The sequence below is a fragment of the Ignavibacteria bacterium genome (genome assembly GCA_041649015.1).
In the GTDB taxonomy this organism is placed as follows: Bacteria; Bacteroidota; Ignavibacteria; order Tepidaquicellales; family Tepidaquicellaceae; genus CAIKZJ01.
On sequence record JBAZNU010000001.1, the window covers coordinates 456283 to 482695 of the forward strand.

Consider the following 26413-nt stretch of genomic DNA (forward strand, 5'->3'; position numbering starts at 1 on the left):
CAATACCAATGAAACGCTTTATTTTACCAATATTATTCCTATGTGCTTCTTATTTACAGGCGCAATTTGAAAACACTGATGTAGGTGCCAGACCGTCTGCAATGGCAGGAGTGTTTACTTCAATATCCAATAATTCTCTCGCTGTTTTTTATAATCCATCGGGACTCGGACAGATGAAATACAGAGAGTTTGCTGTATATTACAGTCCTGCTCCTTATGGATTAACAGACCTTTCAACCGCTGCTGTCACTTATGCCGAACCGACTAAATTCGGTACAATAGGGGCTGCATTTAAAACTTACGGCTTTGATTTGTACAGGGAAAATAATTTCATAGTATCATACGGCAACAGCTATAAAGACAGAATATACTACGGGGCAAATCTGAACCTGTACAACCTTCACATTCAAAACTATAACAACGCAACCGCATTCGGTTTAGATATCGGTGCATTGGTATATATTGCAAAATTTCTTCAGTTCGGGTTTTTTGGAAAGAATATAACCGGTACAAAAATTGGTGAATCTAAAGAAAAGATAGCTCAGGTGTACAGAACAGGATTGATGTACCAGCCGGAAGATTTCTTCAGAATAGCCGCAGAAGCAGAAAAAGACGTTCGGTACCCGCTTTCTATTCGGGGAGGAATAGAGTATAATATAATTGAGTTTATCGACCTGCGGTTTGGAGTCGGAAGCGAACCTACTCTTTTTTCCGCGGGAGTCGGAATTAATTATAACATGTTTTCTTTCGACTATGGATTCACAAAGTCAGAAGACCTGGGCTTCACTCACCTCGGAACAGTTTCTTTTAATTTCGGTGGTGCGAAAGGGAGAAAAGAATCACGAGAAAGATTAAAGAAAGCTTTAGAATAATTAAAACTTTAAATGATTTATTTAGTAATCGGCGAACCGTGTGTTGACCTTATCCATAAGGATGATGGCAGTATCGAGCACAGCTACGGCGGTGTTCTTTATTCGATAATATCTCTTGCAGTACTTAGCTCGGCAGGAGATGTAATACGTCCGCTCATGAACCTCGGAGAAGATGAGTATGAAAACATTACATCCATACTAAAAAACTACCCAAAGATTCAGCTTGACGGAATAAATAAGGTATCACACCCCACAAAGAAGGTTCATCTCTTTCTTTCCAACTACGGCTCTGGCAAGAAAGCAAAAATTGAACATTCTGATGCAGATACTTATACCCTCGGTTTCGAAAGAATTCAGCCTTTTCTCGATAGTGCGGATGCAATGCTTATCAACATGGTTTCTGGAGTCGATATTTCTCTTGATACGCTCAAAAAAATCCGCTCGGAGTTTAAAGGATTCATGCATATTGATGTACATAACCTCGTTATGCGCACAAATGAATTGGGTTTCAGAGAGCATACCAACCTCCCCGACTGGCGTGAATGGTGCACTAACTCTGATACCGTTCAGATGAATGAGTTTGAAGTCAGCATAATTTCGCGCGAAAAACGAAACGACTACGAAATTGCAGAAGAAATACTTATTAACCTGAAAAAGGAAATGAAAGGAGTAGTTGTCACAAGAGGAAAGCTCGGCGTCAGCGGATTTACTAAAAAGGAAAAATCGTTCGGAGGTGAAAAGTATTTTGACCTCGACAAGCATGACGTACCTGCTGTTGAAAACCCTAAATTTGTCGATACCACAGGCTGCGGGGATGTCTTCGGAGCATCATTCGCTGCGGATTATTCGCGTTTAAAGGATTTCAAAAAAGCTCTGCACTTTGCAACCCGTGTTGCTTCTTATAAAACAGCCCTCTCAGGAATACATGAACTTCATAAGCTCAAATAAATGAAAAAGGGCAAGATACTTGTAACGGGTGCAAACGGTTTGCTGGGACAGGCTGTATCAGCTGTTTTTAAAAGAGAGTCGGATTTAGAACTCTGCCTTACATCCATAGAAGAGAAATCTTACACAGGCAGAGATGACACTTACCGCTCGCTCGATATTTGCGCAAAAGAAGACGTTAAAGCCGTTGTCGCTGATTTCAAGCCCGATGTAATTCTAAACTGTGCGGCTTTTACGGACGTTGATAAATGCGAGACGGAAAGAGAGGCATGCTGGAAATTAAACGTTGATGCTGTTAAAAATCTAATAATCGCCGCGAGACCTCATGGCATTAAGCTTGTACATATTTCTACAGATTATATCTTCGACGGAAAAGCGGGTCCATATTTAGAAGATTCTTCACCGAACCCGATTTCATTCTACGGTAAATCAAAGCATGCTGCCGAAAACGCTATCGTTGCAAGCGGAATAAAACACGCCATTGCAAGAACGATGGTACTTTTCGGTGTTGGTAAAAATGTCAAACCTAACTTTGCAGTGTGGCTCGTGAATAAACTTGCAGCAAAGGAAAAGATTAATATAGTTGATGACCAGATAGGTAACTCAACAATCGTGGATAATCTTGCATACGGACTGCTTAAAATCATCGAACAGGAAAAAACGGGCGTTTGGAATATCGCGGGGAAAGACATTGAATCGCGATATGATTTTACGATTAAACTTTGTAATATCTTCGGTTTTGATAAATCACTCATAACTAAAATCAAGACGGCATCACTGAACCAGCCTGCTCCGCGTCCGCTGAACTCAGGACTTATAACATTAAAGGCGGAGACAGAACTTCTATTCAAACCGATGAACACAGTTGAATCGCTCGAACTTTTCAAACACAACTTAAGAAATTAAACATAACCATTATATATGCTTGATATAAAATTAATAAGAGAAACACCTGAACTTGTAAAAGAAAAGCTTTCTCTCAGGAATGAAGACCCTTCTGTAATAGATAAAGTACAATCCGCAGATTCAAAGCGCCTCGAAGTTACAAAAAAGTCTGATGCACTCAAAGAACTTCGCAATAAAGTATCCGATGAAATCGGCGTCATGAAAAAGTCGAAAGCGGATGCATCGGAAAAGATTGCAGAGATGAAGAAGGTTTCAGATGAAATCAAGAACCTTGATGCAGAGCTGCGAGCTATTGAAGAAGAAGTAGAAGAACTGCTTTATTATATTCCCGCACTTCCGGCCGAGGGGATTCCTTTAGGCAAGAGTGCTGACGAGAACGTGGAAGTTCGTGTCTCAGGAGAGAAGAGAAGTTTCTCTTTTAAAGTGAAAGACCACATAGAGCTTACTAAAAAACTCGATATACTCGATTTCGAACGCGGTGCAAAAATCACGGGCAGCGGATTCCCATTGTATAAAGGCAAAGGGGCGACGCTCGAACGTGCGCTTATTAATTTTATGCTTGATACTCACATATCAAAAGGATACAGGGAGGTTATGACGCCCGTGCTTGTTAACCGTGCGTCAATGGCGGCTGCGGAGAAAGTGCCGAAATTTGAAGAAGATATGTACCACATAAATGAAGATGATTTGTTTGCAATCCCTACTGCTGAAGTACCGATTATAAACATACACCGGGATGAAATTCTTAAAGAAGAAGAACTGCCGCTGAAGTACTGCGGATATACTACATGCTTCCGTCGTGAAGCAGGAAGTTACGGCAAGGATACAAAAGGGTTCCTGCGGGTTCATCAGTTCAACAAAGTAGAGTTGATAAATTTCTGCACACCCGAAAGCTCTTATACTGAAATGGAAAAAATGCTCGGAGATGCATGCGCCATACTCGACGCCTTAAAGGTTCATTACCGCATTATCGAGCTATGCACGGGTGATATTGGTTTCTCGGCGTCCAAGTGTTACGACATAGAGGTATGGTCTTACGCAGAGAACAAATGGCTTGAAGCATCATCTGTCAGCAACTGCACCGACTTCCAGTCGCGCCGCGCAAAGATACGTTACAAAACATTGCCAAAAGAAGGCAGTAAACCAAAGACAGAGCTTGTGCACATACTAAACGGCTCAGGTCTTGCAACTTCGCGTCTGATGGTTGCGATGCTCGAAGCAAACCAGACAGAAGAAGGTTTTATCACCGTACCCGAAACACTTAGGATGTACACGGGGTTTGATGTGATAAAATAATTGTAATCATTGGATGTATTTAGGCAGATTAAATATTTGTTTTTATATGCATATAATTTTCGCTTGATTTTTTTTATTGCAAATATTAATTTATCATGACAAGCCATCTAAACAGAGGCTTTATGTAGATAGATTAGGAAGAATAATCATGATACCTCTCTTTTCTTTGACTTGCCGCTTAATTATTTATAGAAAAAATTTTTCAGAGAATAGAGTGGCAACAATATGTAATTTTTTCCGCTGTATTCCTGCGGAAGGAAACCTTAACCTTTCATCAGGAAATCAAATTCTTTTATACACCTTTGTAAACATCTCTTTAAATATTAATCGCATAAGATTGCAGCCGCACATCCAAAAAACCGAAAACAGAATACTATATTTTTTTAATATTATAAAACAAATTTATCGGGAGGAATTATGAAGAAAATTTATTTACTCATTTCGATCTGCACAATATTATGGTGCTTAAGTAATACACTTTTTGCCCAGCCGTACGCGGCTAATCTTAGTAGTAGTAACAGTTTGTACACTGTTTTTAACTCTCCGGAAAATTCATCTTCCGGCAAAATTACATTGGATAGCTATGTAGAGATTGGTACTGGAACCTCTATAAGTATTGAGCCGTTTTTTGCTGACTATGCGGATCATAGAACACAATTTTTCTATCTGGCATCAGAGATGGTCCCATTAAGTGCCGGACCAATCACTAAGATTGCATTTAATTTTGAATCAGGCGGATCCAATATGAATAATTTTAATATTAGTATGTCACAGACAAGTAACACAAATCTTTCGGGCGGCTTTGTTACATCGGGACTCACTAATGTTTATTCTAATGCGAATTTCGCTTACCTGGGAAATGGATGGCAAACTATCACACTGCAGACGCCATTCAACTGGGATGGAACATCGAATCTTGTCATTCAAATCTACCTCGATAATCCGGATAATAGTTACGGTTCTAGTCACTATGTTTACGGAACATCTAAAACTGCTAGGATAACCGAAGCAAGTACGGATGTATCTGGAGCAGCAGGTTGTTCATTAACTGGTCCATATATAATAAATTATCATCCAAATATCAGGATTTACGGAACGATTTCTCTTCCCCCAGCCCCGACACTTTTGTCACCATTAAATAATTCAACAAACCAAGCTACCAGAATTACAGTGGACTGGGATGGTTCGAATACTATAAGTTATCAACTTCAGGTTGCAACCGATGTTGATTTCACAAATATAATATTTGATGAAGCGACTATTACACCTACAAGCAAGAGGATTGGTCCCTTAAATACAAGCACTCAGTATTTCTGGCGTGTGAACGCAACCAATTCAGAGGGAACTTCCGATTGGTCGTCTGTCCGGAAATTCACCACTTCATCTTCGGCATTCGAAACTGATTACTCTCTCTCATTTAATGGTACTAATGCGTATGTCGATTGTCAAAATATTGATCGCTTTAATCTTACTAATGCAGTAACTGTGGAAGCATGGATTAAATTTGCTTCGACATCGTCATCAATGTTTGTTGCCGGGAAGGTGAATCATCAAGGTAATAGATGGGGCTATGGTTTATTTGCCAATGCAAATAGTGTTCACGGGAATCAACCGGGAAAGGTCTCATTTGGAATCGGGCGAAGTTGGAACAGCATGCATAGTGTAGTATCTACATCAACTTTAATCATAGATCAATGGTATCACGTCGCCGGAACATTTGATGGGCAATATATTAAAATATATATAAATGGAGGTTTAGATAATACTAATAATATAGGGAGTCCCTATACCATTATTACACCGACAGATGTCTCATTTACTATAGGTAATGTTATGGCAGGCTATTGGTTTAACGGTTTGATAGATGAAGTTAGCGTTTGGAATATTGCCAGAACAGCAGTGGATATTTCTTCAACATACAATTCAAGTTTAGCCGGTAATGAACCGGGTTTGATTGCCTACTATAAAATGAACGATGGTGTAGGTACAAATTTAACGGATGAACAAACCAACTTTACTCGTGCTTCCGGTGCGGACGGCACGGTTTACAATGCCACCTGGTCATCAACTGATTATCCTCTTCCTGCTGAACTCACATCATTTACAGCAAACGTAAAACAAAGAAACGTTATGCTCAACTGGGGTACTGCTTCCGAAACAAATAATTCAGGATTCGGAGTTCAGCGCCTTGATGCCGAAGGCAGCTGGAATGAAGTAGCATTCGTCAAAGGACACGGCACTACATCAACCCCTGTCAATTATTCATACGAAGACAAGAACCTGACGACAGGAACATACTCATACCGCTTAAAGCAGGTTGACTATAACGGCAACTATGAATACTTCAACCTGAACTCAAACGTTGAAATCGGTACCCCGCAAAAATATTCAATATCACAAAACTACCCGAACCCGTTCAACCCGGCAACTAAAATATATTTTGACATACCGAAAGTATCATCTGTAAAAATTTCCGTGTATGACGTATCGGGACGTGAAGTGAAAGTGCTTGTGAATGAGAAGTACCAGCCCGGCAATTACGAAACTGTGTTTGACGGCAGCATGTTTTCAAGCGGAGTCTATTTCTATAAAATTCAGGCAGGAGATTTTACAGAAACAAAGAAAATGATTTTAATGAAATAAATATTCTTTGAACGGCAAAAGAGAATAAGAAAATATTTGATATTTAATAAAAGGGCAGTGTCAAACCTGCCTTTTTTATAAATGCATTTAGTAAAGTTTCAGTGCGTTATCAAAATTGTATCTGACGATAACCTGCTTATTGCGGTACTTTTCTATAGCCTGCTTATCCGATTTTTTGAAAACAGTTTTCCGGTTTTCGACAGTATATAAATCAGCGGGAATAATTTCTCCTCCATCTAAAACGAAGGAACAGTATTTAATTCCGTCTTCTTCCCCAAGGTTGAGCAGAGTTATTTCAAATCAGAATAAAGCGTGTATAATGTTTTAAACTTAATATTAGAATCAAGATCGCCAATAACACCAATAGGTTTTAAGTTTAAAAGATGTTCAATAAATTTTTTCGGCAGTTAAAATATTTTGCGCAAATGTGTTCAATTGATTAATTCTTATAATCCATCATTGCCAGTTTTTCATTGTACTCAGCCTTCTTGTATGTGCGGACGTCTGCTTTTACTTTTTGCCGTAGAAACCTTGCAAGTTTTTTCTTCAGTGCTATTACTTCGTTAATAGTCATGTTCAGACTCTTAGCCAGCACGACGTTGACATTTGTGTGTTTTATCCCTTTCTTCAGCATCTTATACATCAGTTTTAGTTTTTCATCTTTACACCTTGATACAGCATTGTCAACGTTTCTCATTTTTTTCAAGAATGCTGTATGCAGTCTTTCATCTTCGAGTTTTTCTTTCGCCGTCATGTACGCAGAGCCGTGTATCTTAACGATTCCGTCGTTTGATTCCGTGTTGTAAACAACAACGCCGTTTTCTTCGTTAATATCAAAGTCACCCAGAAACTCATGTCTGAAATAGTTCTTCTCTGTCGGTTTTCCTCTGAGCCCTTCACCCGCGAAGTTCCTCGCCTGCAGCTCATCGTCGCTGAGGTCTTTGATTTTCAGCCCGAAATATTTGTTAAGCATATTCGGTATAAGATTGAATTTTATGGTGTAAAGAAGCTGCCTTCTGTAATCGGGATGTTTCTCAACGTCCCACGCCCTTTTCGTCAAAAATGCTTCTGCCGCATTTTGTACTTCGTCTTCAGCGGTCTCGTCAATTTCAACACCCGAAAACACTTCACAGAATACATCCCTTAAGATAGCATCCACGCACTCAAGCTGATTTCTGTCCGAATAAAATTCTTCAATTGCTTTTATCTTCTTCTTCTGCGTTTCGGTGTCGTCGTTGATAAAACACTTTGTTTCATTCTTTTGGCTTATTTCGTCTTTCCGCGTTTCTTTGGTCTTTGTTTTATCTGTCGCGGGATTATCTGACTCTGAATTAGCTGACTCTGTATTAGCTGACTCTGTATCCGGTTCAAACACTTCAGAAATTCCGTCAGTAATTTTAATTTCCGTAAATTCCGGGAACGAATTATTTTTATTCAGATGCTTAATCCGTTTTTCGATCTCTCTTGCGGGTATTTTATATTCTTTTTCAGAATAGCTGCCTGTCCTTTCCTTTTTTTCTTCAGCCGGAATGTACGGAACCGTATTTTCATAATTCATTTTCATGGTGTTAACTCCTGTCTTTAAAATTTAGTAATTACGATTTAAGGGAATTTGCAAATACTGAGATATGCCTTCCTACTTATAATCACAAAATTATCGAAAATTTGGACACGAAAATTCTCATTTTATGATAATTTTTTCCCTAAAAAAAAGTTTTCATGACTAATAAACCCCTGTATTTCAGAACATTTAAATTTTTTACAAAAAATACCATAAAAATTTACGGTGTCCAAGTTTTGGTTTTTGTTGTGATTAATAATGAAAGGTGGTTATACTTTTCGATTAAAAAATAAAACAGGTTACTTTTAGGCATACGACTCAACTGACTTTTGAGACCAATCAGAGTACAAGATAACCGAAATGTTATAAAAAAATTGTGCACATCCGTATCGTCCGGCGGAATACAAACAGGACGGGGGGTCATTCACGTCCTCCTGATTCCACCAATTAACTTATTTCAAAAAACTTAATCAAATTAAACTATGGGATTTCTAAAAAAATCTGTTCTCGGGAAACCGAGCGGAGCGGTAGGTGATATACTGTTCCGATACAAAGACGGCAAGACCATAATCGGTACGAGACCCGTCTCATTCATGCCCGGCACTGACACTGCATCGGTCAATCGAAGAAGCCGATTCGGTATAACCGGTAAGTTTGCAAGTGCTGTGAACTCGCTCCCGTCTTTCAAGAACCTCTGGGATAATGTTACGCCAAATAACATGTCACCCTTCAACGGTATCTTAAAAGCGAGCTACCCTTTCGTTACACCGACTGACGTTTCAGCATCTGCCGGAATCGTACCAATTCTCTTTGGTTTCGATGTAACCACAACCGACGTTACCATTGACGAAACAGAGATAAGCGTTTCAATCGACCCAATCGGTACGAATGCGGAGATTGATACAAACGTCGAAAAGTACATACAGCTCGGCGCTGTTATCAAATGCTCCGACGGAACGCTTGACACGCTGCCGTCTTTGATGTTCATTCCGCTGAAGTCTGCAAACGTAGTCCTGAACCTCGCGAACCCGCTTTCGTTCTCGATTACTCTTTCGGACCAGGACAGCGATCTGTACTCAATGTACGACACGCACCTGACTTATCTGGCGCTCGTCACCCTTGACGAGAACGGTAAGGCATACCATTATTCATCCGGCTTCACGGCTTAGCAGTCAAAGTCTGAATGAATGATGACAAGGGGGAGGGGACGCCCTCCTCTTTTTTCAAAAAACACTAAAAGATTTTCACCACCAAAACACTAAAAAGGGAAATATAATATAGCAAAGAGCAAAAACTTTTCACCACTAAGGTCCGCCTCGGCGGATGCAAAGAACGCACACTAAGGACACAGAGAAGAACAAAAATGATAAAAAGAGAAAAGATATTTTAACACGAAGAACACTTAGAAAAACAAAGATAGAAATAAGAGAAAAGAGAATTTTACCGCAAAGGGCGCAGAGAACGCAAAGAGAATAAAGAACGCAAAGAAGAACAAGAAGAGATTTATTCTATTGCTAAGAGCAAGAAATTTTTATCTCAAAGACCATTAAGAAGAACATAATGAAATTTAATCTATTGCTAAGAACAAGAGCTTTACACCAAAAAGTGTGCTTTCTTTTAATTACTTAAAAATTTTTAAACTTAAAACAATTAAACCATGAAAAACTCACAATTAAAATCAGCTTTCGCCGACTCAATCCTAACCATCGCTCCTTTGTGCGATGCATGGGAATGCTTCAGCGAAATGTTTAACTTCGAAAACCCGCGTCAGGCAATTCTCGAGTCCAACAGAGGGAATTTCCCGGGTGACATTTACGACGCAAGACCAATACTGACGCCATCGGAAGACTTCTTTCCCGTAATTAGCAAGTTTGAACTTGCAGAGAAACACTACAAACTCGATGTAGATAAATTCGTATTCGACGGCGACTTTCCCCAGTCCGATTCAGAAGAATTCTTCCGGCTCGTTATCATTCACACACTCGTAAGTCCTGACGAAAGATGCAAACCGAAGTTCCTGATATTCAATACATGTTCCGAACCGAAGCAATTCGTAAAAGGAAAAAAGTACAAACTCCGCGTGCCGATTCCTTTGCATCATTTAAGCGATGTCAGCTCGTACAAGCATCAGTCCATTCACGCATTCTTCATGCACTTGCTGCCCGAATGCGAAGTAAAAGCAAATGGTACAATCAGTTACTTCGAAATCGCATTTGGTTTCTCTCCCACCGAATCCTTAAACGTAATGCGTCTCGACGACTCCGACATGCACAAAATCCTCCCTTCAAACTTTTAATCCCGCATCTTACAAAGCTCCGGGCTCTAACAAAAGACTCCTTCCCATCTATCGGGAAAGAGTCCTTGTTTTAGGTGGAAGAGATGGCGTGGAGGTGAGGGAACTTTGCGAGGTGCTTTTTTGCTGGTGCAAGCACGTAGTTATTAATAAATTAGAACTCGTATTAATCAGACGACAATTGGACAGTATAAATCTGTTTGGATTAGCAGTCTGTTATTTTTTTATCTGTATTAAATGTATATGTTTAAATATATAGGTTTGTTATTTTTGTTAATATCATTGAATTTTTATGACAGGAGAATCTTTAAATATTACGAAAGACCAGATAGATAAACTAAAATCAGTTTTTCCCGAAGTGGTTACGGAGGGAAAAGTTGACTGGGAAAAACTTCAGGCAACGCTTGGGAAGGAAAACGTAGAGTTTAACAATGAAAGATATGTCTTGAACTGGGCAGGAAAGAGTGAAGCATTTAAAGTTCTACAACAATCCACAACTGCAACACTGAAGCCCGTTCCCGATGAATCAATTAACTTTGAAACAACTGAAAATGTTTTTATTGAAGGTGAAAACCTTGAAGTTCTGAAAGTTTTGCAAAAGGCATACTACGGAAAGGTAAAATGCATAATAATTGACCCACCTTATAACACAGGAAGTGACAGTTTTATCTATCCCGATAGTTTCAAAGAGAGCAGAGAAGAGTATCAAAAACGAATCGGAGAAAAAGATGAGGACGGCTATCTGATGAAAGAAGGTTTTTTTCGCAAAAACAGCAAGGATAGCGGACATTACCACAGCAACTGGCTAAGTATGATGTATCCCCGTCTATTCCTAGCAAAAAATTTATTGCGGGACGACGGAGTTATCTTTGTCCACATTGATGACAATGAAGTTCACAATCTTCGTTTGATTATGAATGAGATATTTGGGGAAGAGAATTTTATTGCGGAATTTATTTGGCACAGCAGACAAAATGTTGATAGTCGAGCTTTGACCGGGGCTTCAATTGATCACGAATATGTTTTATGTTTTGAAAAAAATAACGGCAATAGAATTAGAGGAAAAGAAATTGATAAAACAAAATATAGCAATCCAGACAGTGATATAAGAGGTCCTTGGATGAGTTCTCCTATGGACGGTATTGCAACTAAAGACAAAAGACCTAATTTACACTATATTATCGTCAATCCTATTTCTAAGCTTGAATATGAACCTTCACCTGAGAATGGATGGCGTTTTCAAAGATCAAAAGTTGAAGAACTTATAAATGAAGATAGAATAATATGGCCTAAAAATCCCTTATCTAAGCCTAGATTTAAGAGATATCTTAACGAGCTAAATAATGACTTTACTGGATTCTCTAGTCTATTAGATGTTGATTTTACATCACAGGGGACAAAAGAATTAAGGGAGCTAATGGAAATGGAAACATTAAAATTTCCTAAACCAACATCAATTGTCAAAACACTAATAAATCAGGCTGCTAATAATGATGATATTATTTTGGACTTCTTCGCAGGTTCAGCAACAACAGCCCAAGCAGTATTAGAACTCAACAAAGAAGAAGGCGGAAACAGAAAATTTATTCTTGTTCAACTTCCTGAACTATGCAACGAAGAAAGCGATGCATACAAAGCAGGTTACAAAACAATTTCTGATATTGGAAAAGAGCGCATCCGCAGAGTGATTCAAAAAATTGAAAAAGAAGACAGGCCCGAACTATTTGAAAAAGGAAAACGCGATTTAGGATTCAAAGTATTCAAACTTTCTTCGTCCAACTTCAAGATATGGAGAGGCAATGAAATCACTGAAGATAATTTAGAAACACAACTTGATGCATTTGCAAATCCTGTAAAAGAAGGAAGCGAAACCGAAAGCATGCTTTACGAACTATTGCTCAAATCCGGTTATTTGCTAACGGACAAAGTTCAGAAAATATCATCAAACGGTAAAAATCCGCAAACGGAATACTACTCAATAAACGTCGGCGAACTTATAATAGCATTAGACAAAATAACTCAAAAACTAATAGACAAAATAATCTCAGCAAAACCGAAAAAAGTGATAACACTCGACAAATTATTCACAGGCAACGACCAGCTAAAAACAAACACCGTCCTTCAAATGAAGGACGTAGAAATCGATTTTAAAACTATTTAGTATTAAACATTTATGGATAAAATTAATTTAGTAAGTGAAATACGAGAACTTAAAAATCAACTATCATATTCAAAGAATATCGGTTTCTTTTTTGGAGCAGGAACATCATGTGCATTAGGTATTCCAAATGTTGAGCAACTCACAATCGAAATTGAAGCAGCATTAATAGACGATTTTAAAACTCATTTTGGACTTATAAAAACTGATTTGATACCAGCAAAAGCCCCAAGAATTGTAAACATTGAAGACATTCTAAATCATATCAGACGAATAAGAGAATTAACAGGAGAAGCAGCAGTAAAAAGTTATGCTGGAGTTAGCGGCGAGGCAGCAAAAAAACTTGACAAAGAAATTTGCACTAAAATATATAGCCTTATTTTGAAAAAAGAGAAAGTTGCCGACCTTGATACAACAAAGAAATTTTTTGCATGGCTTAGTATTCTAAAGGGAGAATTTTCAAAAGAAGTGTTTACAACTAACTACGATTTAATAATTGAGAAATCTATGGAGTCTAGCCAAATTCCTTACTTTGACGGTTTCGTTGGTGCTTATGAACCTTTCTTTTGGCAAGAGAGCATTGACAAGCTTGTTGGCAATAACGACCTAACAAAAAACTGGATTCGTCTTTGGAAAATTCACGGGTCTTTAAGTTGGTTTTGGAAGGAAGATGCAAAAGCAAAATCACCTAAAATTATTCGCATTGGAAAGGTTGAAAACATAGAAGATGAAAAAGGCGAATTGGTAATTTATCCATCAAAGGAAAAATATGATTCATCAAAAAAACAACCTTTCGTTGCTTACTTTGACAGATTAAAAAACTATCTCTTAAATGGGGAACTACTTTTCATTTTTACAGGATATTCTTTTTCCGACCAACATATCAACGAAATTATCTTTAATTGCTTACGGCAAAATAACAGGTTATCAGCTTTAGTATTTTTCTTTAAAGACGAAGAGGTTGAGAACTTACATAACCTGACATCTTCTTATATGAATTTAAATGTATTCGGTCCGAAGAAAGCAATCATTAACGGCAACTTAAGTGAATGGGAGTTTTCTGAATTATCGGATTTCAAAAAGGACAAAAAGCAGTTTGATCATTTCTGGAATGAAGTTGACAGTAAACTGATTTTAGGAGATTTCAAAGCACTTGTGAATTTTTTCATTACCAATTCTGGAAAAAAAGGAGCAATTGAATCAATTGTAAAATGAAAACAGATATAACATATTTAGGAAAAATCATTCGTGTTGATTCAGGCACGGTTGAAGTTGAAGTTTCAAACGATATCCCTTCTGCTGCACCAATAATCAATGGACGATTATTCAAGATTGGACAGATTGGAACATTCGTAAAAATGCCTATCGGTAATATTACAATCTTTGGAATTGTATCTTCGGTAAGTAATACACCTAGCAAAGCAGACGAATCTCTCGTAAAATATGATTATGGTTCACGATTTTTGTCCGTTCAACTTGTTGGTGAGAAAGTTGGCGATGATGATTTTGAAAAAGGAATAGGAACCTATCCGACCATCAACGATGAAGTTCATTTGGTAATAGAGAAAGACCTATTTGACATTTATGGAAAGAAAGATGAAGGTTCTATAGAAATTGGAAAACATTCATCGTCAGAAAATCTTTCGGTTTATACCGACATACATAAGTTAGTTTTACGCCATTGTGCTATTCTTGGCTCAACTGGTAGTGGCAAATCTAATACAACAGTAAGCATTCTTAAGGCAATATTAAAAGACTATATTGGCTCGAGAATAATTTTAGTTGATCCACATGGAGAATACGCATCGGCCTTTCCTGATGCAAAGATATTTAAAATAAATGATACCACAAATCCTTTATTCATTCCTTTTTGGTTGATGAATTTTGATGAGTTAGCTTACTTTCTTGTTGGTGCAAAACCTTCGGACGACCAAAAAGTTGAATACAGAAAATTAAGGGAATTGATTTCTGATTTTAAGAAAGAAAATAATGTATTAGAATCAGGAACAATAAATAAAAATTATATTACAGCAGATTCACCGATACCTTTTAGTGCAAGAAAATTGTGGTGGGAAATGAACTGGTGGTTGAATGCTAGCTTTCCAACTACTAAAAAGGATGAACAGACAAAAGATAATGCTATTATTGAAGACGAAGGAAATTGTGAACAATTAATAGGAGCTAAATTTACTTCACATTTGACTACTTCTAATAACAAGCCGCCACATGTTTCGCAACATAAAGAATATTATTCATACGAAAAGAAAATTCTAGCAAGGCTTAAGGATAGTCGTTTTGATTTCCTTTTTAATCCTGATGATTTTAAAGGAATAGTTGGAACAAAGGATTTACATAATCTTCTTAATGAGTGGATAGGCAGCAATAGTAAACTTGCGATCCTTGATTTAAGTGGTGTTCCTTTCGAAGTCTTAGATATTACTATTGGGTTAATAACGCGTTTCGTTTATGATAGCATGTTTTGGGGTAGAAATGAAAGTTATACGGGGAAGCAACGACCTCTTCTAATCGCTTATGAAGAAGCTCATACATATCTGAATAAAAACGAAAATAATATTTATTCAAAACAGTCAGTTGAGCAAATATTTAAAGAAGGAAGAAAATTCGGTTTAGGAGCATTAATCATATCGCAAAGGCCGTCAGAAATATCTGAAACAATCTTAGCACAAGTTGGTACTTATATAGCATTGAGACTAACAAATTCAAACGACCAATCAATAGTAAAATCTTCAGCACCAGATAACTTAAATAGTTTAATTGATTTACTTCCTGCTTTGAGGACAGGGGAAGCAATAGTTATTGGCGAATCAATAAAAATACCATCAAGGGTTAGAATTAAGTTAAATAATCCTCGACCAACAAGTGATGACCCTAATTTGGTTGAAGCATGGAAAAAAGCACATCCAGTTGATAAGGATAATTACAAAGCGGTAGTGATAAAAATTAGACAACAAAAATTATAAAAATATGGAAAGACAATTTGTAGAGTCAACTTTAGCAACGAGTGTAGGTTATGAACCTGATACCTCAACACTTGAAATTGAATTCAAATCTACAGGGGCTGTTTGGCAATATTATGATGTTCCTGAAAGTGTTTTCAATGAATTGATGAATGGTTCAATTGGTAAATACTTTCTTGCGCATATTAAGGGACAATATACCGAATCGCAAGTAGGTTAAAACTTTAATAATTTATGAAAAGTGTTTTAGTTTAAATGAAACTTCACTTTGACAGTAAACAGGAGTTTCAGTTAGAAGCAGTTAAAGCTGTAACTGATATTTTTGAGGGGCAGCCTTTAAGCAGTGGTGATTTTGAATTCTCTATTTCGCAGCAGGGTGCATTTCTTAATGAAAATGGATTCGGGAATAAATTAAATCTTACTGACGAACAATTACTCTTTAATCTGAATAATGTCCAGAAAATAAATAATATTCAAGATTCAGATTCATTACTCAAATTAAAATATAAAGAAGCGAATGAAAATGGTCAAGAAGTAACAGTAACAACAAGGTTTCCGAATTTTTCTCTTGAAATGGAAACAGGAACAGGCAAAACTTATGTATATCTGCGAACAGTCTATGAACTAAATAAAATATACGGTTTTAAAAAATTTGTTATAGTTGTTCCTTCAATTGCTATTCGTGAGGGTGTATTGAAAAATCTGCAAATAACGGAAGAACATTTTCAAAACCTTTATGATAAAGTGCAGGTTACTTCAGATGTTTATGACAGCAGAAAAGTATCTAACCTAAGAGGTTTTGCATCCGCAAATTCAATACAGATTTTAGTTATCAATATTGATTCTTTTGCGAAGGATTTAAATATTATCAATAAACCAAACGATAAATTAACAGGTAAAAGACCAATCGAATTTATTCAAAGCACTAAGCCAATTGTTATTATGGATGAGCCGCAGAATATGGAAACGGATAATCGTAAGAAAGCCATAGCAAGCTTAAATCCTCTTTGCACTTTGAGATATTCAGCCACTCATACAAATCTTTATAATTTAGTTTATTCACTTAATCCTATAAAGGCATATGATTTAGGCTTGGTCAAGCAAATTGAAGTTGATTCGGTTATAAGTGAGAATGATTTTAATAGTCCTTATCTTCATTTAGAAAACATAACACGCACAGGGAATGCAATAAAAGCGAAAATCAAAATTGACGTGTTAACAACTGATGGTATTAAAAGGAAATCTGTAACTTCAAGCGGAAGAAATAATGATTTATTCAAGTTGTCTAAGGAAAATGAAAGATATGACGGTATAAAGATTCAAGAGTTCGATTATGGCAGTGAACAAATAGAATTGAATAATGGAATAGTGTTGAAAAAAGGCGAAACGCAGGGCGGGATGAATGATGATATAATGAAATATATGATTAAGAAAACTATTGAAGAGCATATAAGGAAAGAAAAGATTTATAAGGATAAAGGGATTAAGGTACTATCGTTGTTATTTATTGATAAAGTTAAGAATTACAGGGAATACGATGCTGATGGAAATCCATTAAAAGGTAAATTCGCTGAATGGTTTGAAGAATTATTTCAGAATGAAATATCAAAACCATATTACAAAAATTTGCTTCCATATCCGGTCAACACAATTCACAATGGATATTTTTCTCAGGACAGCAAGGGAAGAGTTAAAGATACATTGGGCGAATCGCAAATTGACGATGATACATACAAGCTAATAATGCAGGATAAAGAAAAACTTCTTGATATAAATGTTCCTCTTCGGTTTATATTCAGCCATTCTGCATTACGCGAAGGTTGGGACAATCCTAATGTTTTTCAGATTTGTACATTGAATGAAACAAAATCAGAGATTAAAAAACGTCAAGAAATAGGAAGAGGATTACGCTTATCCATTAATCAAAACGGCGATAGAATATTTGATAGAAATATAAATAAACTTACTGTAATTGCTAACGAAAGATATGAAGATTTCGCTAGAGAGCTGCAAAGAGAGATTCAAGAAGATTGCGGCGTAGATTTCACCGGAAGAATAAAAAATAAAAGCAAAAAGAAGAAAGTAAAATATCGAAAAGGTTTTGAAGCAGACCCAAAATTCCTGCAAATTTGGGAAAAGATTAATTATAAGACAAAGTATAATGTAAATTATGATACTGATAGTCTTATAACACTTGCGGCAAACGAAGTGAATAATATGGATGAGATTAAAAAACCAACTGTCAGGTCAACGAAAAGAAAAGTTTTGATTACAGATAAAGGTGTTGAGGGAATGCTGGTAAGTGATAGTGTTATTGAAGATAATTTACTTCAATTTGATATACCTGATGTGCTTGCTTATATTCAAAGTAAGACAGAATTAACGAGAAGTACGATATTGGAAATATTGAAACGATCGAAGCGATTGAATGAGGTTTTGATTAATCCCCAGATGTTTATGGATAATGCTGTTTCAAAAATTAAAGAGATATTACATAAATTAATGATTGACGGTATTAAGTATGAGAAAATCGGCGGGAAAGTATATGAAATGAAACTTTTCGATGATTCCGACTTTGAAATCTATCTCGATGATTTTACATTCAAGGTAAAGAATAGCGATAAGACGATATACGAAAACTATATTCCTCTTGATAGTGGTGTTGAGAATCAATTCGCAAAGGATTGTGAAAGCAGTGAGCAAATAGAGTTTTACTTTAAACTTCCTTACTGGTTTGAAATAAAAACTCCAATTGGAGGCTATCGTCCTGACTGGGCAGTTGTATTTAAAGATCAAAAGAAAATTTATTTTGTCGCTGAGACGAAATCAGCAGGACAGGAGCTTAGAGGCAGCGAAAAGCTGAAAATAGAATGCGGGAAGGCGCATTTTAAAGATTTTAAAAATGTAGTTTATAAAAGAGTTTCAGCGGTTACAGATTTGAGTAAATGAACATCCCCGCCGCAAGTAGCTAGATGTCTTGTCCTGATATTGGTTTATCGTTTTTAACAGTAAACCAAATGAAAAGATAAAAATAGTTTTTGGGGTAATTAAATGCATGGAGGAGATAAATATTGTTTTATCTCCTCCTGCGGTTTCTGAATATTGTTTTTTCGGGATTACTCGAGAGTAATTGAAATGCGGAAGCTTGTAGATTTACTGCTGTTGTTTGATACGCTTAAACGATAGTCTTCTGATTCTTCGATGACACAATGAGAAAGGGGGAAGAGCGGTTGTTGGTTAATGGTTGTTAGTTGATAGCTCCAATAGCAAGTTTAAAGACAGGCCAGAAGTCAACGGCAATATTATTCTTGCTATTGGTTAAATATTAGTGAGTTTGAATTGGGCTAAAGCCCATGTTTTTGGGGTTTCTTAAATTATCCGTTGCCTAAAGGCGGGCCTAAAGGCGGGCCTAAAGGCAACGGCAAATTATTAGAGCAAAGATAATTTGAGGCTGTCATTGCCTAGAGGAGGGCAAAAAGGTAGACATAAAGGTAAGGGAAATGTTTTTGTTACTGCTTTTAATGTTATTGCTGCTATTGCGATTTATAATATAAAGCTAACTTTCTTGTTTGAGTGCTCAAGCTGGAAGCTTAAGTTACCCTCCTGCATTTGCTGCTATTGCGATTTATAATATAAGGCGAACTTTCTTGTTTGAGTGCTCAAGCTGGAAGCTTAAGTTACCCTCCTGCTTTTACTACTCTTGCTGCTTTTACTTGTCGTTATTGCTGATGGGTTCGGAGAATATGTGAAGGACTTCTTTGGATTTGGGGTTTATGACTGCGGCGGTGAGTTTTCTGCCGTAAACACAGCCGGTATCTATGTTGATGTAATGGTTTTCGATGTAGGATGCATCTATTATTGGTGAGTGCCCGAATACCTGAAACCAGTGAAGTTTCTTCGGGCGTCTTCTATTCCAGAGAACACTGTCGTCGAGGATTCCGCCCGCTATTCCTGCATGAGTTATAACCGTATTTTCTATCTCTATCATTAAAGGCAGGTTCAGAAAGAATCCGTAATGCCCGTTTTGTTCAAGTTTGTCTTCAAAGTTTTTTAAGGGGTTGTACTCGTTAAAATCACCGTAACTTCTGATTGTTTCAAGTCCGCCGTTTGCCCGCCACATGTCAAATCCGAAGTTTATTGCCCCTGAGGGAGAAGATAAGTATCTGTTGATTGACGTTAACATCATTTCTTCATGGTTGCCTTTTACAGGGATTATATTTTTATCTATGCAAAACTGAACGACTGACTTTGAGTGTTTACCTCTGTCGATCAAGTCGCCCACGCTGTATATTTCTGAGGTATAGTTTTTTATCGTTCCGTAAAGGTTTTCGAGCGTGTGGTAACAACCGTGTATATCGCCTATGACTGCTATCATGTTAATTTGTTGTTTATAAATATAAACAAAATTATTCTTTGTTGTTCTGCATAAATGTATCCTTTGAAAGGATACGGTTCTCATTTATCCAAAACGAGAGGAAAAAATATTAGATCAAACAAAAGAACCTTTCTACCGCAGAGTTCCCAGGGGACGCAAAGAAAAGCAAGGGTCGCAGAGAAGAGATTGTATTTATTGCTAAGAACAATTGAATAACAAAGAAATTTCTACCGCAAAGGTCGCAGAGGAAGCAGAGAAGAGCTTGTATTTATTGCTAAGAGCGATTGAATAACTAAGAACTTTTTACCGCAAAGGTCGCAGAGAAGAGATTGTATTTATTGCTAAGAACAATTAAATAACAAAGAAGTTTTTACCGCAGAGTTCCCAGGGGACGCAAAGAAGAGCAAGGATCGCAGAGAAGAGCTTGTATCTATTGCTAAGAGCAATTGAATAACAAAGATATTTTTACCGCAGAGTTCCCAGGGGACGCAAAGAAGAGCAAGGATCGCAGAGAAGAGCTTGTATCTATTGCTAAGAACAATTGAATAACAAAGAAATTTCTACCGCAAAGGTCGCAGAGGAAGCAGAGAAGAGATTGTATTTATTGCTAAGAGCAATTGAATAATAAATGAACTTTTTACTGCAGAGTTTTCTTTATTGCTAAGAACAATTGAATAACAAAGAAATTTCTACCGCAAAGGTCGCAGAGGAAGCAGAGAAGAGATTGTATTTATTGCTAAGAACAATTGAATAATAAATGAACTTTTTACTGCAGAGTTTTCTTTATTGCTAAGAACAATTGAATAACAAAGAAATTTCTACCGCAGAGTTCCCAGAGGACGCAAAGAGGAACAAGGATCGAAGAGAAGAGCTTATATTTATTGCTAAGAGCGATTGAAAAACTAAGAACTTTTTACCGCAAAGGTGCAGAGGAAGCAGAGAAGAGATTGTATTTATTGCTAAGAGCAATTGGATAACAAAGAAGTTTTTAGCGCAGAGTGCTCAGAGGACGCAAAGTGGAGCAAGGGTCGCAGAGAAGAGATTGTATTTATTGATAAGAGCCATTGGATAGCAAAGAAATTTCTACCGCAAAGGTCGCAGAGGAAGCAATGAGGAGCAAGGATCGCAGAGTAAGCAGAGAAGAGCTTGTATCTATTGCTAAGAACAATTGAATAACTAAGAAATTTTTACCGCAGAGTTCCCAGGGGACGCAAAGAAGAGCAAGGGTCGCAGAAAAGAGCTTGTATTTATTGCTAAGAGCAATTGAATAACAAAAGAAATTTTTACCGCAAAGGTCGCAGAGGAGGCAGAGAAGAGCTTGTATTTATAGCTAAGAGAAATTGAATAACAAAGAAATTTCTACCGCAAAGGTCGCAGAGGAAGCAGAGAAGAGATTGTATTTATTGCTAAGAGCAATTGGATAACAAAGAAGTTTTTAGCGCAGAGTGCTCAGAGGACGCAAAGTGGAGCAAGGGTCGCAGAGAAGAGATTGTATTTATTGCTAAGAACAATTGAATAATAAAAGAAGTTTTTAGCGCAGAGTGCTCAGAGGAAGCAGAGAAGAGATTGTATTTATAGCTAAGAGCAATTGGATAATAAAAGAACTTTTTACTGTACGAAGCGGGGTATGTTTCAAAACTAAAATTTTATGATAGAAGCTAGAAAGGAATATTGGTAATGGATTAGATTCCCGATAAAAACGTTCGGGAATGACAATCGGGGTTAGTATTGAAACGACAATCGGGGTTAGTATTGAAACGAACTTCGCGGTGACAAACCAGGAGCTAAAAAGAAATACCGGTAATGGATTAGATTCCCGATAAAAACGTTCGGGAATGACAATCGGGGTTAGTATTGAAACGAACTTCGCGGTGACAAACCAGGAGCTAAAAAGAAATACCGGTAATGGATTAGATTCCCGATAAAAACTTTCGGGAATGAAAATCGGGGTTAGTATTAAAATGAACTTCGCGGTGACAAACCAGAAGCTAGAAAGAAATACTGGTAATGGAGAAGATTCCCTGTAAAATCACCAGGGAATGACAAGATTTTTTTAACATAGAATGTATAAATATTCTTTTCGCAAGCTGGAAGCTTACGTTACCATAAGAGCAAATATGGAATAAATTTATATTTTATTGAAACTGTGCTGTTTTATTTTATCAGTATCATACGTTTTGTATCGGAGAAATCTTCGGTTGTCATTCTGTAGAAATACACACCTCCGGGCAATGAAGAGCCGTTGAGGTTTATTTCATAGTAACCCTGATTCATTTCTTTGCTGATTAAAGTTTGCATTTCTTTTCCTAATATGCTGAATACTTTAATAGTTACAAATGATGACCTTGGTATCTGAAAACTTATTTTGGTAACCGGGTTCCATGGGTTAGGATAATTCTGGTTTAGACTGTAATCGTTTATAACGTCTGTTGCGTTTGCAATAGATGTTGTGGCTTCAAATGTAAATAATGAGTAAACAGGGAGATGGTCGGATGTATAATGCAATGCGTTTGCGATTTCCTGTGATACAGCAGTATTAGGCATTCTGTTAATAGAGTCGTTAAAATGGTTTCCGTCGTTTCCGTAAGCAACGAGTGAATTGGCAACGTAAGTAATGCCGCCCGGGTTTTTCACCGCATTTGAATACAACATCATATCAAACCTGTCATCCATTCCGCCGGTTGCACCGCCTCCGAAAGACCTTACACGGGGAGACTGCGTATGATATATAGCGTATGCGGGGTTGTTCCATGTACCTGTTAAGTTAAGCGGGTCGTTGAAATTTCCGTCCGTTACTGATGTTATTTGCATGAGTTTCTGATATGCAAGTTCATTTGAACCGTATATATTAAAATCACCGCAAACTATGAAGTTTGATCCCGGATGCAAAGCGTCTGTAACTTTTCTCAGACTGTCAACTTCCGCGGCTCTAAGAAGTTCGTTCGCAGAGCCAGAACTTGCTTTTAAATGCACAGAATATATGCGCAGTGTATCTTTAGTTATTATGTGAACGAGTTTAAATTCGTTTATATCACGAAGAGCAGTTTTGATTGGGGTATTACTTAAGAAGATAAAAATATTGTTTCTGAAATAAATACCGTTATCGGTATCAGGACCGTTAATGAAAGTACCTGCTTCGAAATCGTTTCTTCCAACGTTCATGACGTTGTTTAGGTATGCATTAATTCCTGCCTGTGAAGTCATTTCCTGAACGACAAGAATATCGGGATCTAGAGAGTTGATAACCGTCCTGAAATAAGGATTACGAGTTGCAGTGTCATTTCCCGGGTATCCGAGGAGATTGTAAGACACAATTTTAACCTGAGCGTAAGAAACGCTTGTTAACAGCAAATAAGCTAATACGAGTTTTAATATATTTTTGACCATCTTATAAGTTAAATAACAGGGGAAGCAAATTCAATGCTATTAGCAATAAATTTGGAGAAAGGGGCAGTTGTTGGTGGATAGTTGTTGGTCGTTAGTTAAAAATTTTAACGCTAAAGCACAGAGTACACAGAATAAATTAATTTAATGCTAAGAGCAAGATATTTCAACCGCAAGGGTCGCAGAGGAAGCAGAGAAGAACGGGGAGAGTCCCGATAAAGAGAATCGGGATGCAAAGAGCGCACAGTTGTTAGTTGGTTAAAATATTTACCACTAAAGCACCAAAACACCAAGAAGAGACTTATTCTATTGCGAAGTGCATTTTACCACTAAAGCACCAAAACACAAAGAAGAGATTTATTCTTTTGCGAAGTCATTTTACCACTAAGGCACGTAGAACACTGAGAAAAAGAAATAAAAATAAGAGAAAAGATATTTTAAATATCTATAACACGACGTAGCCTTAAGCTACAAAAAAATAGGGAAAAACATATGATAAAAATTCTAACCGCAAAGGTTGCAGAGGAAGCAGAGAAGAACGGGGAGAGTCCCGATAAAGAGAATCGGGATGCAAAGAACGCACAGTTGTTAGTTGTCAGTTGTTAGTTAAAAATTTTACCGCTAAAGCACAGAGTACACCGCGTAGCCTATGGCTAGAAACAAAACAGAGAAAAATAAAGGATAGAGATTTTAACGCAGAGGCCGCAAAGAAGAGCAAAGGTCGCAAAGAGAGCATTTATAAAATTTATTAATTCGGTGAAAAAGTAAAGATAAATGGGTTTTTATTACACTGTTTTTACGGATAGTGCACTAAGAAGAACATTTTTTATTGTTTAGAGCAAGAGAAAAGATTATAACTCTAAGAATAAGAAGACCACTAAGAAGAGCATATTTTATTGCTTAGAGCAAACGAAGCGGGGAGAGAGTAACATGAAACATAATGAAATTTTTATATTATTTATGTATCCTGCTGCTCTCTCCGTTCTTACTATTTTTACTTCACTTACTGCTTTTGCTGCTCTGGCTGCTTTTGCTGCTCTTAACGCATTCCGTGCATAATCATAGCAATGTTTCCCAGTGTACTGCACATACAGGCGCTACCATAAGCGAGTTCTAAGTACTGGTGTTTTGCGTGCGGGTCGGAGCTTGTGTATTTTATCACGGCAAGCCGGCGATTTTCCTCGTTGTGTTTCCAGAGTTCGATATCGACACCGCTATTTTTTGGATTCTCAACTTTAAAATATGTGCCTTCAAATACTGTCGCTAATATTTTAATATCTTTCAGTTTTATAGGGTCAATTTTCAGAGGATTTGATTCAAGAATTACGAAATCTGCTTTCTTTCCTTCTTTTATACTTCCGATTTCGTTATCGAGTGCATATTGTTTTGCTTCGTTAATAGTAATGAGTTTCAGTGCTTCCTCGACTGTGACTCTTTCCTCCGGTCCGAGAACTTTGCCTGATGAGCCAATCCTATTTACGGCGCACCAAGCAAGAAACAACGGCTGAGCCGGAGCCATAGTGTAGTCAGAATGCAGTGCGGTTATTATACCGCTGCGGACAAGGCTTCCGACTCTTGATATATAATGAGCTCTTTCGGGACCGAGACCTGTTTTTCCGTAAATGTCACCGAGAGCCGTAAGGTAGTAGGGATTAACCGATGCCATTATTCCCATTTCTTTCATCTTAGCAATCTGGTCGGGGTCTGATAAGCCAACATGGTCAAAGACAACCCTGCTGCCTGAAATTTTTCCGCCGCCAGTAATTCTGCCGTACATAGCAAGCAGCGAATCAATACCAAGATCACCGTTCACGTGTATGTGGTTTGATATTCCGTTATCATAATACAGTTTTGCGGCATTGAAAAGGATGGCAGGGTCGTATATCCACTGTCCTGCGTGCCCGTCCGAGTATGGCTCCTTAACCTGCATAAGCTGGCTGAAGAATCCCCCGTCGCAGAAAGTTTTTGCGTCGGTATTAAGAAAAACAATTTTCTCGCCGGACATTTTTTCGGCATTCTTAATTGTGTAAAGCCATTTAGTTTCATCAAACTGCGGGACAAACATTCTTGCGTCAAGGGCGATGTAAGTTCTGTATGGGACGTTTTTGCCGTCGTGAATTTCGCGGGCTATTTTATCCTGTTCGGCATTCAGGCCGAGTACACCGAGCGGGTCAACGCAAGCAGTAACTCCGGCCGAATGAAGACCGATAGATTCTTCGATTAGTCCTTTTCTGATTTTATCGGCGGTACCCACAACGGGAATGATTTTAGGAAGAAGAATCATCTGCTGGCCTGCTTCTTCAAAATGTCCTTCTTCAAAATTTATCTGCGGATTCACAGTGTTTTCTTTCGTAAAGCCGAGTATCTCAAGTGCTTTTGAATTTAATATTGTTTCATGGAAAGACCTCTGCCAGAGTGCTATAGGGCGGGTTGACGAAATACTGTCGAGGTCGGCACGTGTTATTTTACCATGAAAATAACTTGCATAACCGAACACATTGAGCCATTCAGCAGGGTCGGATTTACTTTTTTCGAGTTTTATCATCCCTGCAATATAATCTTCCCTTCCTATGGTAGGATATATATGTCTATCCGGCAGCACCCATTCTTCAGCCATAATCCAGTCGAAAGAGAGAAGAATTCCTCCAAGACTGTGATGCAAGTGGTTATCGATGAGTCCGGGCATAAGGGTTTTACCTTCGAGGTCGTACAATACTGTTGCATTTACTTTGTGTTTAAACACATCGTGTTTTTTCCCGACAGCGATAATTTTCCCGTCTTTTACTGCGACTGCTTCAGCATGAGGAGAGGAATCTTCGATTGTGATAATATCGCCGCCAAAATAGATTGCGTCTGCCGGTTCATACCTTGTTTGTGATTTAATTAACTGTGATGAACAGATAAGAATCAGCAAAGCGATAAGCGTTAAATTAAACCTTCTCATATAATTGGTTTTTAACTTAATGATTAACTATCCAATCCTGCAACCGCGCCATCCTGCT

At 37.6% G+C, this 26413-nt stretch carries 17 protein-coding genes; 13 read left to right on the forward strand and 4 right to left on the reverse strand.

The window, feature by feature from the left end; genetic code table 11:
* Positions 1-8: 8 nt before the first annotated feature.
* The 5 genes from WC644_01990 (at position 9) to WC644_02010 (ending at position 6662) form a co-directional block, all read left to right on the forward strand.
* The gene (locus WC644_01990; protein ID MFA5010700.1) at positions 9-872 is read left to right on the forward strand and encodes a hypothetical protein; all 864 of its coding nucleotides are present in this window, start codon (positions 9-11) and stop codon (positions 870-872) included.
* 12 nt (positions 873-884) lie between these two features.
* The gene (locus tag WC644_01995) at positions 885-1820 is read left to right on the forward strand and encodes a carbohydrate kinase family protein (GenBank protein ID MFA5010701.1); all 936 of its coding nucleotides are present in this window, start codon (positions 885-887) and stop codon (positions 1818-1820) included.
* On the forward strand, positions 1821-2723 hold the full coding sequence (rfbD, locus tag WC644_02000; GenBank protein ID MFA5010702.1) for a dTDP-4-dehydrorhamnose reductase: 903 nt from the start codon (positions 1821-1823) through the stop codon (positions 2721-2723).
* 15 nt (positions 2724-2738) lie between these two features.
* A complete protein-coding gene (gene serS / locus WC644_02005) occupies positions 2739-4019 on the forward strand; it encodes a serine--tRNA ligase (GenBank protein ID MFA5010703.1) in 1281 nt (426 codons plus the stop codon).
* Between the two features lie 417 nt (positions 4020-4436).
* A complete protein-coding gene (locus WC644_02010; GenBank protein ID MFA5010704.1) occupies positions 4437-6662 on the forward strand; it encodes a LamG-like jellyroll fold domain-containing protein in 2226 nt (741 codons plus the stop codon).
* Positions 6663-7101: 439 nt separating this feature from the next.
* Here the strand turns inward: WC644_02010 and WC644_02015 are convergent, their stop codons facing one another.
* The gene (locus WC644_02015) at positions 7102-8220 is read right to left on the reverse strand and encodes a hypothetical protein (protein ID MFA5010705.1); all 1119 of its coding nucleotides are present in this window, start codon (positions 8218-8220) and stop codon (positions 7102-7104) included.
* 485 nt (positions 8221-8705) lie between these two features.
* On the opposite strand from WC644_02015, the gene WC644_02020 reads away from it, so the two are divergent.
* From WC644_02020 to WC644_02050, 7 genes are all read left to right on the forward strand, one after another.
* Positions 8706-9392: a hypothetical protein gene (locus WC644_02020; GenBank protein ID MFA5010706.1), complete on the forward strand. Its 687-nt coding sequence runs from the start codon at positions 8706-8708 to the stop codon at positions 9390-9392.
* A gap of 488 nt (positions 9393-9880) precedes the next feature.
* Positions 9881-10519: a hypothetical protein gene (locus WC644_02025; protein ID MFA5010707.1), complete on the forward strand. Its 639-nt coding sequence runs from the start codon at positions 9881-9883 to the stop codon at positions 10517-10519.
* A gap of 289 nt (positions 10520-10808) precedes the next feature.
* A complete protein-coding gene (locus WC644_02030; protein ID MFA5010708.1) occupies positions 10809-12677 on the forward strand; it encodes a site-specific DNA-methyltransferase in 1869 nt (622 codons plus the stop codon).
* Positions 12678-12689: 12 nt separating this feature from the next.
* The gene (locus WC644_02035) at positions 12690-13889 is read left to right on the forward strand and encodes an SIR2 family protein (protein MFA5010709.1); all 1200 of its coding nucleotides are present in this window, start codon (positions 12690-12692) and stop codon (positions 13887-13889) included.
* Entirely contained in the window at positions 13886-15655 is a 1770-nt protein-coding gene (locus tag WC644_02040) for a helicase HerA-like domain-containing protein (GenBank protein MFA5010710.1), read from the forward strand. Before WC644_02035 ends, WC644_02040 begins: the two co-directional genes overlap by 4 nt.
* Positions 15656-15659: 4 nt before the next feature.
* On the forward strand, positions 15660-15872 hold the full coding sequence (locus WC644_02045) for a KTSC domain-containing protein (GenBank protein ID MFA5010711.1): 213 nt from the start codon (positions 15660-15662) through the stop codon (positions 15870-15872).
* A gap of 35 nt (positions 15873-15907) precedes the next feature.
* Positions 15908-18601 carry a DEAD/DEAH box helicase family protein gene (locus WC644_02050; protein MFA5010712.1) on the forward strand — a complete coding sequence of 898 codons (2694 nt, stop codon included), beginning with the start codon at positions 15908-15910 and terminating at the stop codon, positions 18599-18601.
* A 760-nt stretch (positions 18602-19361) separates the two neighbouring features.
* On the opposite strand, the gene WC644_02055 is transcribed toward WC644_02050, so the two are convergent.
* Both WC644_02055 and WC644_02060 read right to left on the reverse strand, forming a co-directional pair.
* On the reverse strand, positions 19362-20027 hold the full coding sequence (locus tag WC644_02055; GenBank protein ID MFA5010713.1) for a metallophosphoesterase: 666 nt from the start codon (positions 20025-20027) through the stop codon (positions 19362-19364).
* Between the two features lie 2154 nt (positions 20028-22181).
* Positions 22182-23414 (reverse strand): T9SS type A sorting domain-containing protein, encoded by a 1233-nt coding sequence (locus WC644_02060; GenBank protein MFA5010714.1) that lies wholly within the window; start codon positions 23412-23414, stop codon positions 22182-22184.
* 927 nt (positions 23415-24341) lie between these two features.
* On the opposite strand from WC644_02060, the gene WC644_02065 reads away from it, so the two are divergent.
* Complete coding sequence (locus tag WC644_02065; GenBank protein MFA5010715.1) at positions 24342-24470, forward strand: hypothetical protein; 129 nt, start codon at positions 24342-24344, stop codon at positions 24468-24470.
* On the opposite strand, the gene WC644_02070 is transcribed toward WC644_02065, so the two are convergent.
* Complete coding sequence (locus WC644_02070) at positions 24451-26355, reverse strand: amidohydrolase family protein (GenBank protein MFA5010716.1); 1905 nt, start codon at positions 26353-26355, stop codon at positions 24451-24453. The genes WC644_02065 and WC644_02070 overlap by 20 nt on opposite strands.
* Positions 26356-26413 lie beyond the last annotated feature (58 nt).

Coding starts and splice junctions, on each gene's coding strand:
- WC644_02020 (MFA5010706.1), top strand. CDS start 8,706: ATGGGATTTCTAAAAAAATCTGTTCTCGGGAAACCGAGCGGAGCGGTA.
- WC644_02010 (MFA5010704.1), top strand. CDS start 4,437: ATGAAGAAAATTTATTTACTCATTTCGATCTGCACAATATTATGGTGC.
- WC644_02015 (MFA5010705.1), bottom strand. CDS start 8,220: ATGAATTATGAAAATACGGTTCCGTACATTCCGGCTGAAGAAAAAAAG.
- WC644_02030 (MFA5010708.1), top strand. CDS start 10,809: ATGACAGGAGAATCTTTAAATATTACGAAAGACCAGATAGATAAACTA.
- WC644_02055 (MFA5010713.1), bottom strand. CDS start 20,027: ATGATAGCAGTCATAGGCGATATACACGGTTGTTACCACACGCTCGAA.
- WC644_02045 (MFA5010711.1), top strand. CDS start 15,660: ATGGAAAGACAATTTGTAGAGTCAACTTTAGCAACGAGTGTAGGTTAT.
- WC644_02040 (MFA5010710.1), top strand. CDS start 13,886: ATGAAAACAGATATAACATATTTAGGAAAAATCATTCGTGTTGATTCA.
- WC644_02060 (MFA5010714.1), bottom strand. CDS start 23,414: ATGGTCAAAAATATATTAAAACTCGTATTAGCTTATTTGCTGTTAACA.
- WC644_02050 (MFA5010712.1), top strand. CDS start 15,908: ATGAAACTTCACTTTGACAGTAAACAGGAGTTTCAGTTAGAAGCAGTT.
- serS (MFA5010703.1), top strand. CDS start 2,739: ATGCTTGATATAAAATTAATAAGAGAAACACCTGAACTTGTAAAAGAA.
- WC644_01995 (MFA5010701.1), top strand. CDS start 885: ATGATTTATTTAGTAATCGGCGAACCGTGTGTTGACCTTATCCATAAG.
- WC644_02065 (MFA5010715.1), top strand. CDS start 24,342: ATGAAACATAATGAAATTTTTATATTATTTATGTATCCTGCTGCTCTC.
- rfbD (MFA5010702.1), top strand. CDS start 1,821: ATGAAAAAGGGCAAGATACTTGTAACGGGTGCAAACGGTTTGCTGGGA.
- WC644_02035 (MFA5010709.1), top strand. CDS start 12,690: ATGGATAAAATTAATTTAGTAAGTGAAATACGAGAACTTAAAAATCAA.
- WC644_01990 (MFA5010700.1), top strand. CDS start 9: ATGAAACGCTTTATTTTACCAATATTATTCCTATGTGCTTCTTATTTA.
- WC644_02070 (MFA5010716.1), bottom strand. CDS start 26,355: ATGAGAAGGTTTAATTTAACGCTTATCGCTTTGCTGATTCTTATCTGT.
- WC644_02025 (MFA5010707.1), top strand. CDS start 9,881: ATGAAAAACTCACAATTAAAATCAGCTTTCGCCGACTCAATCCTAACC.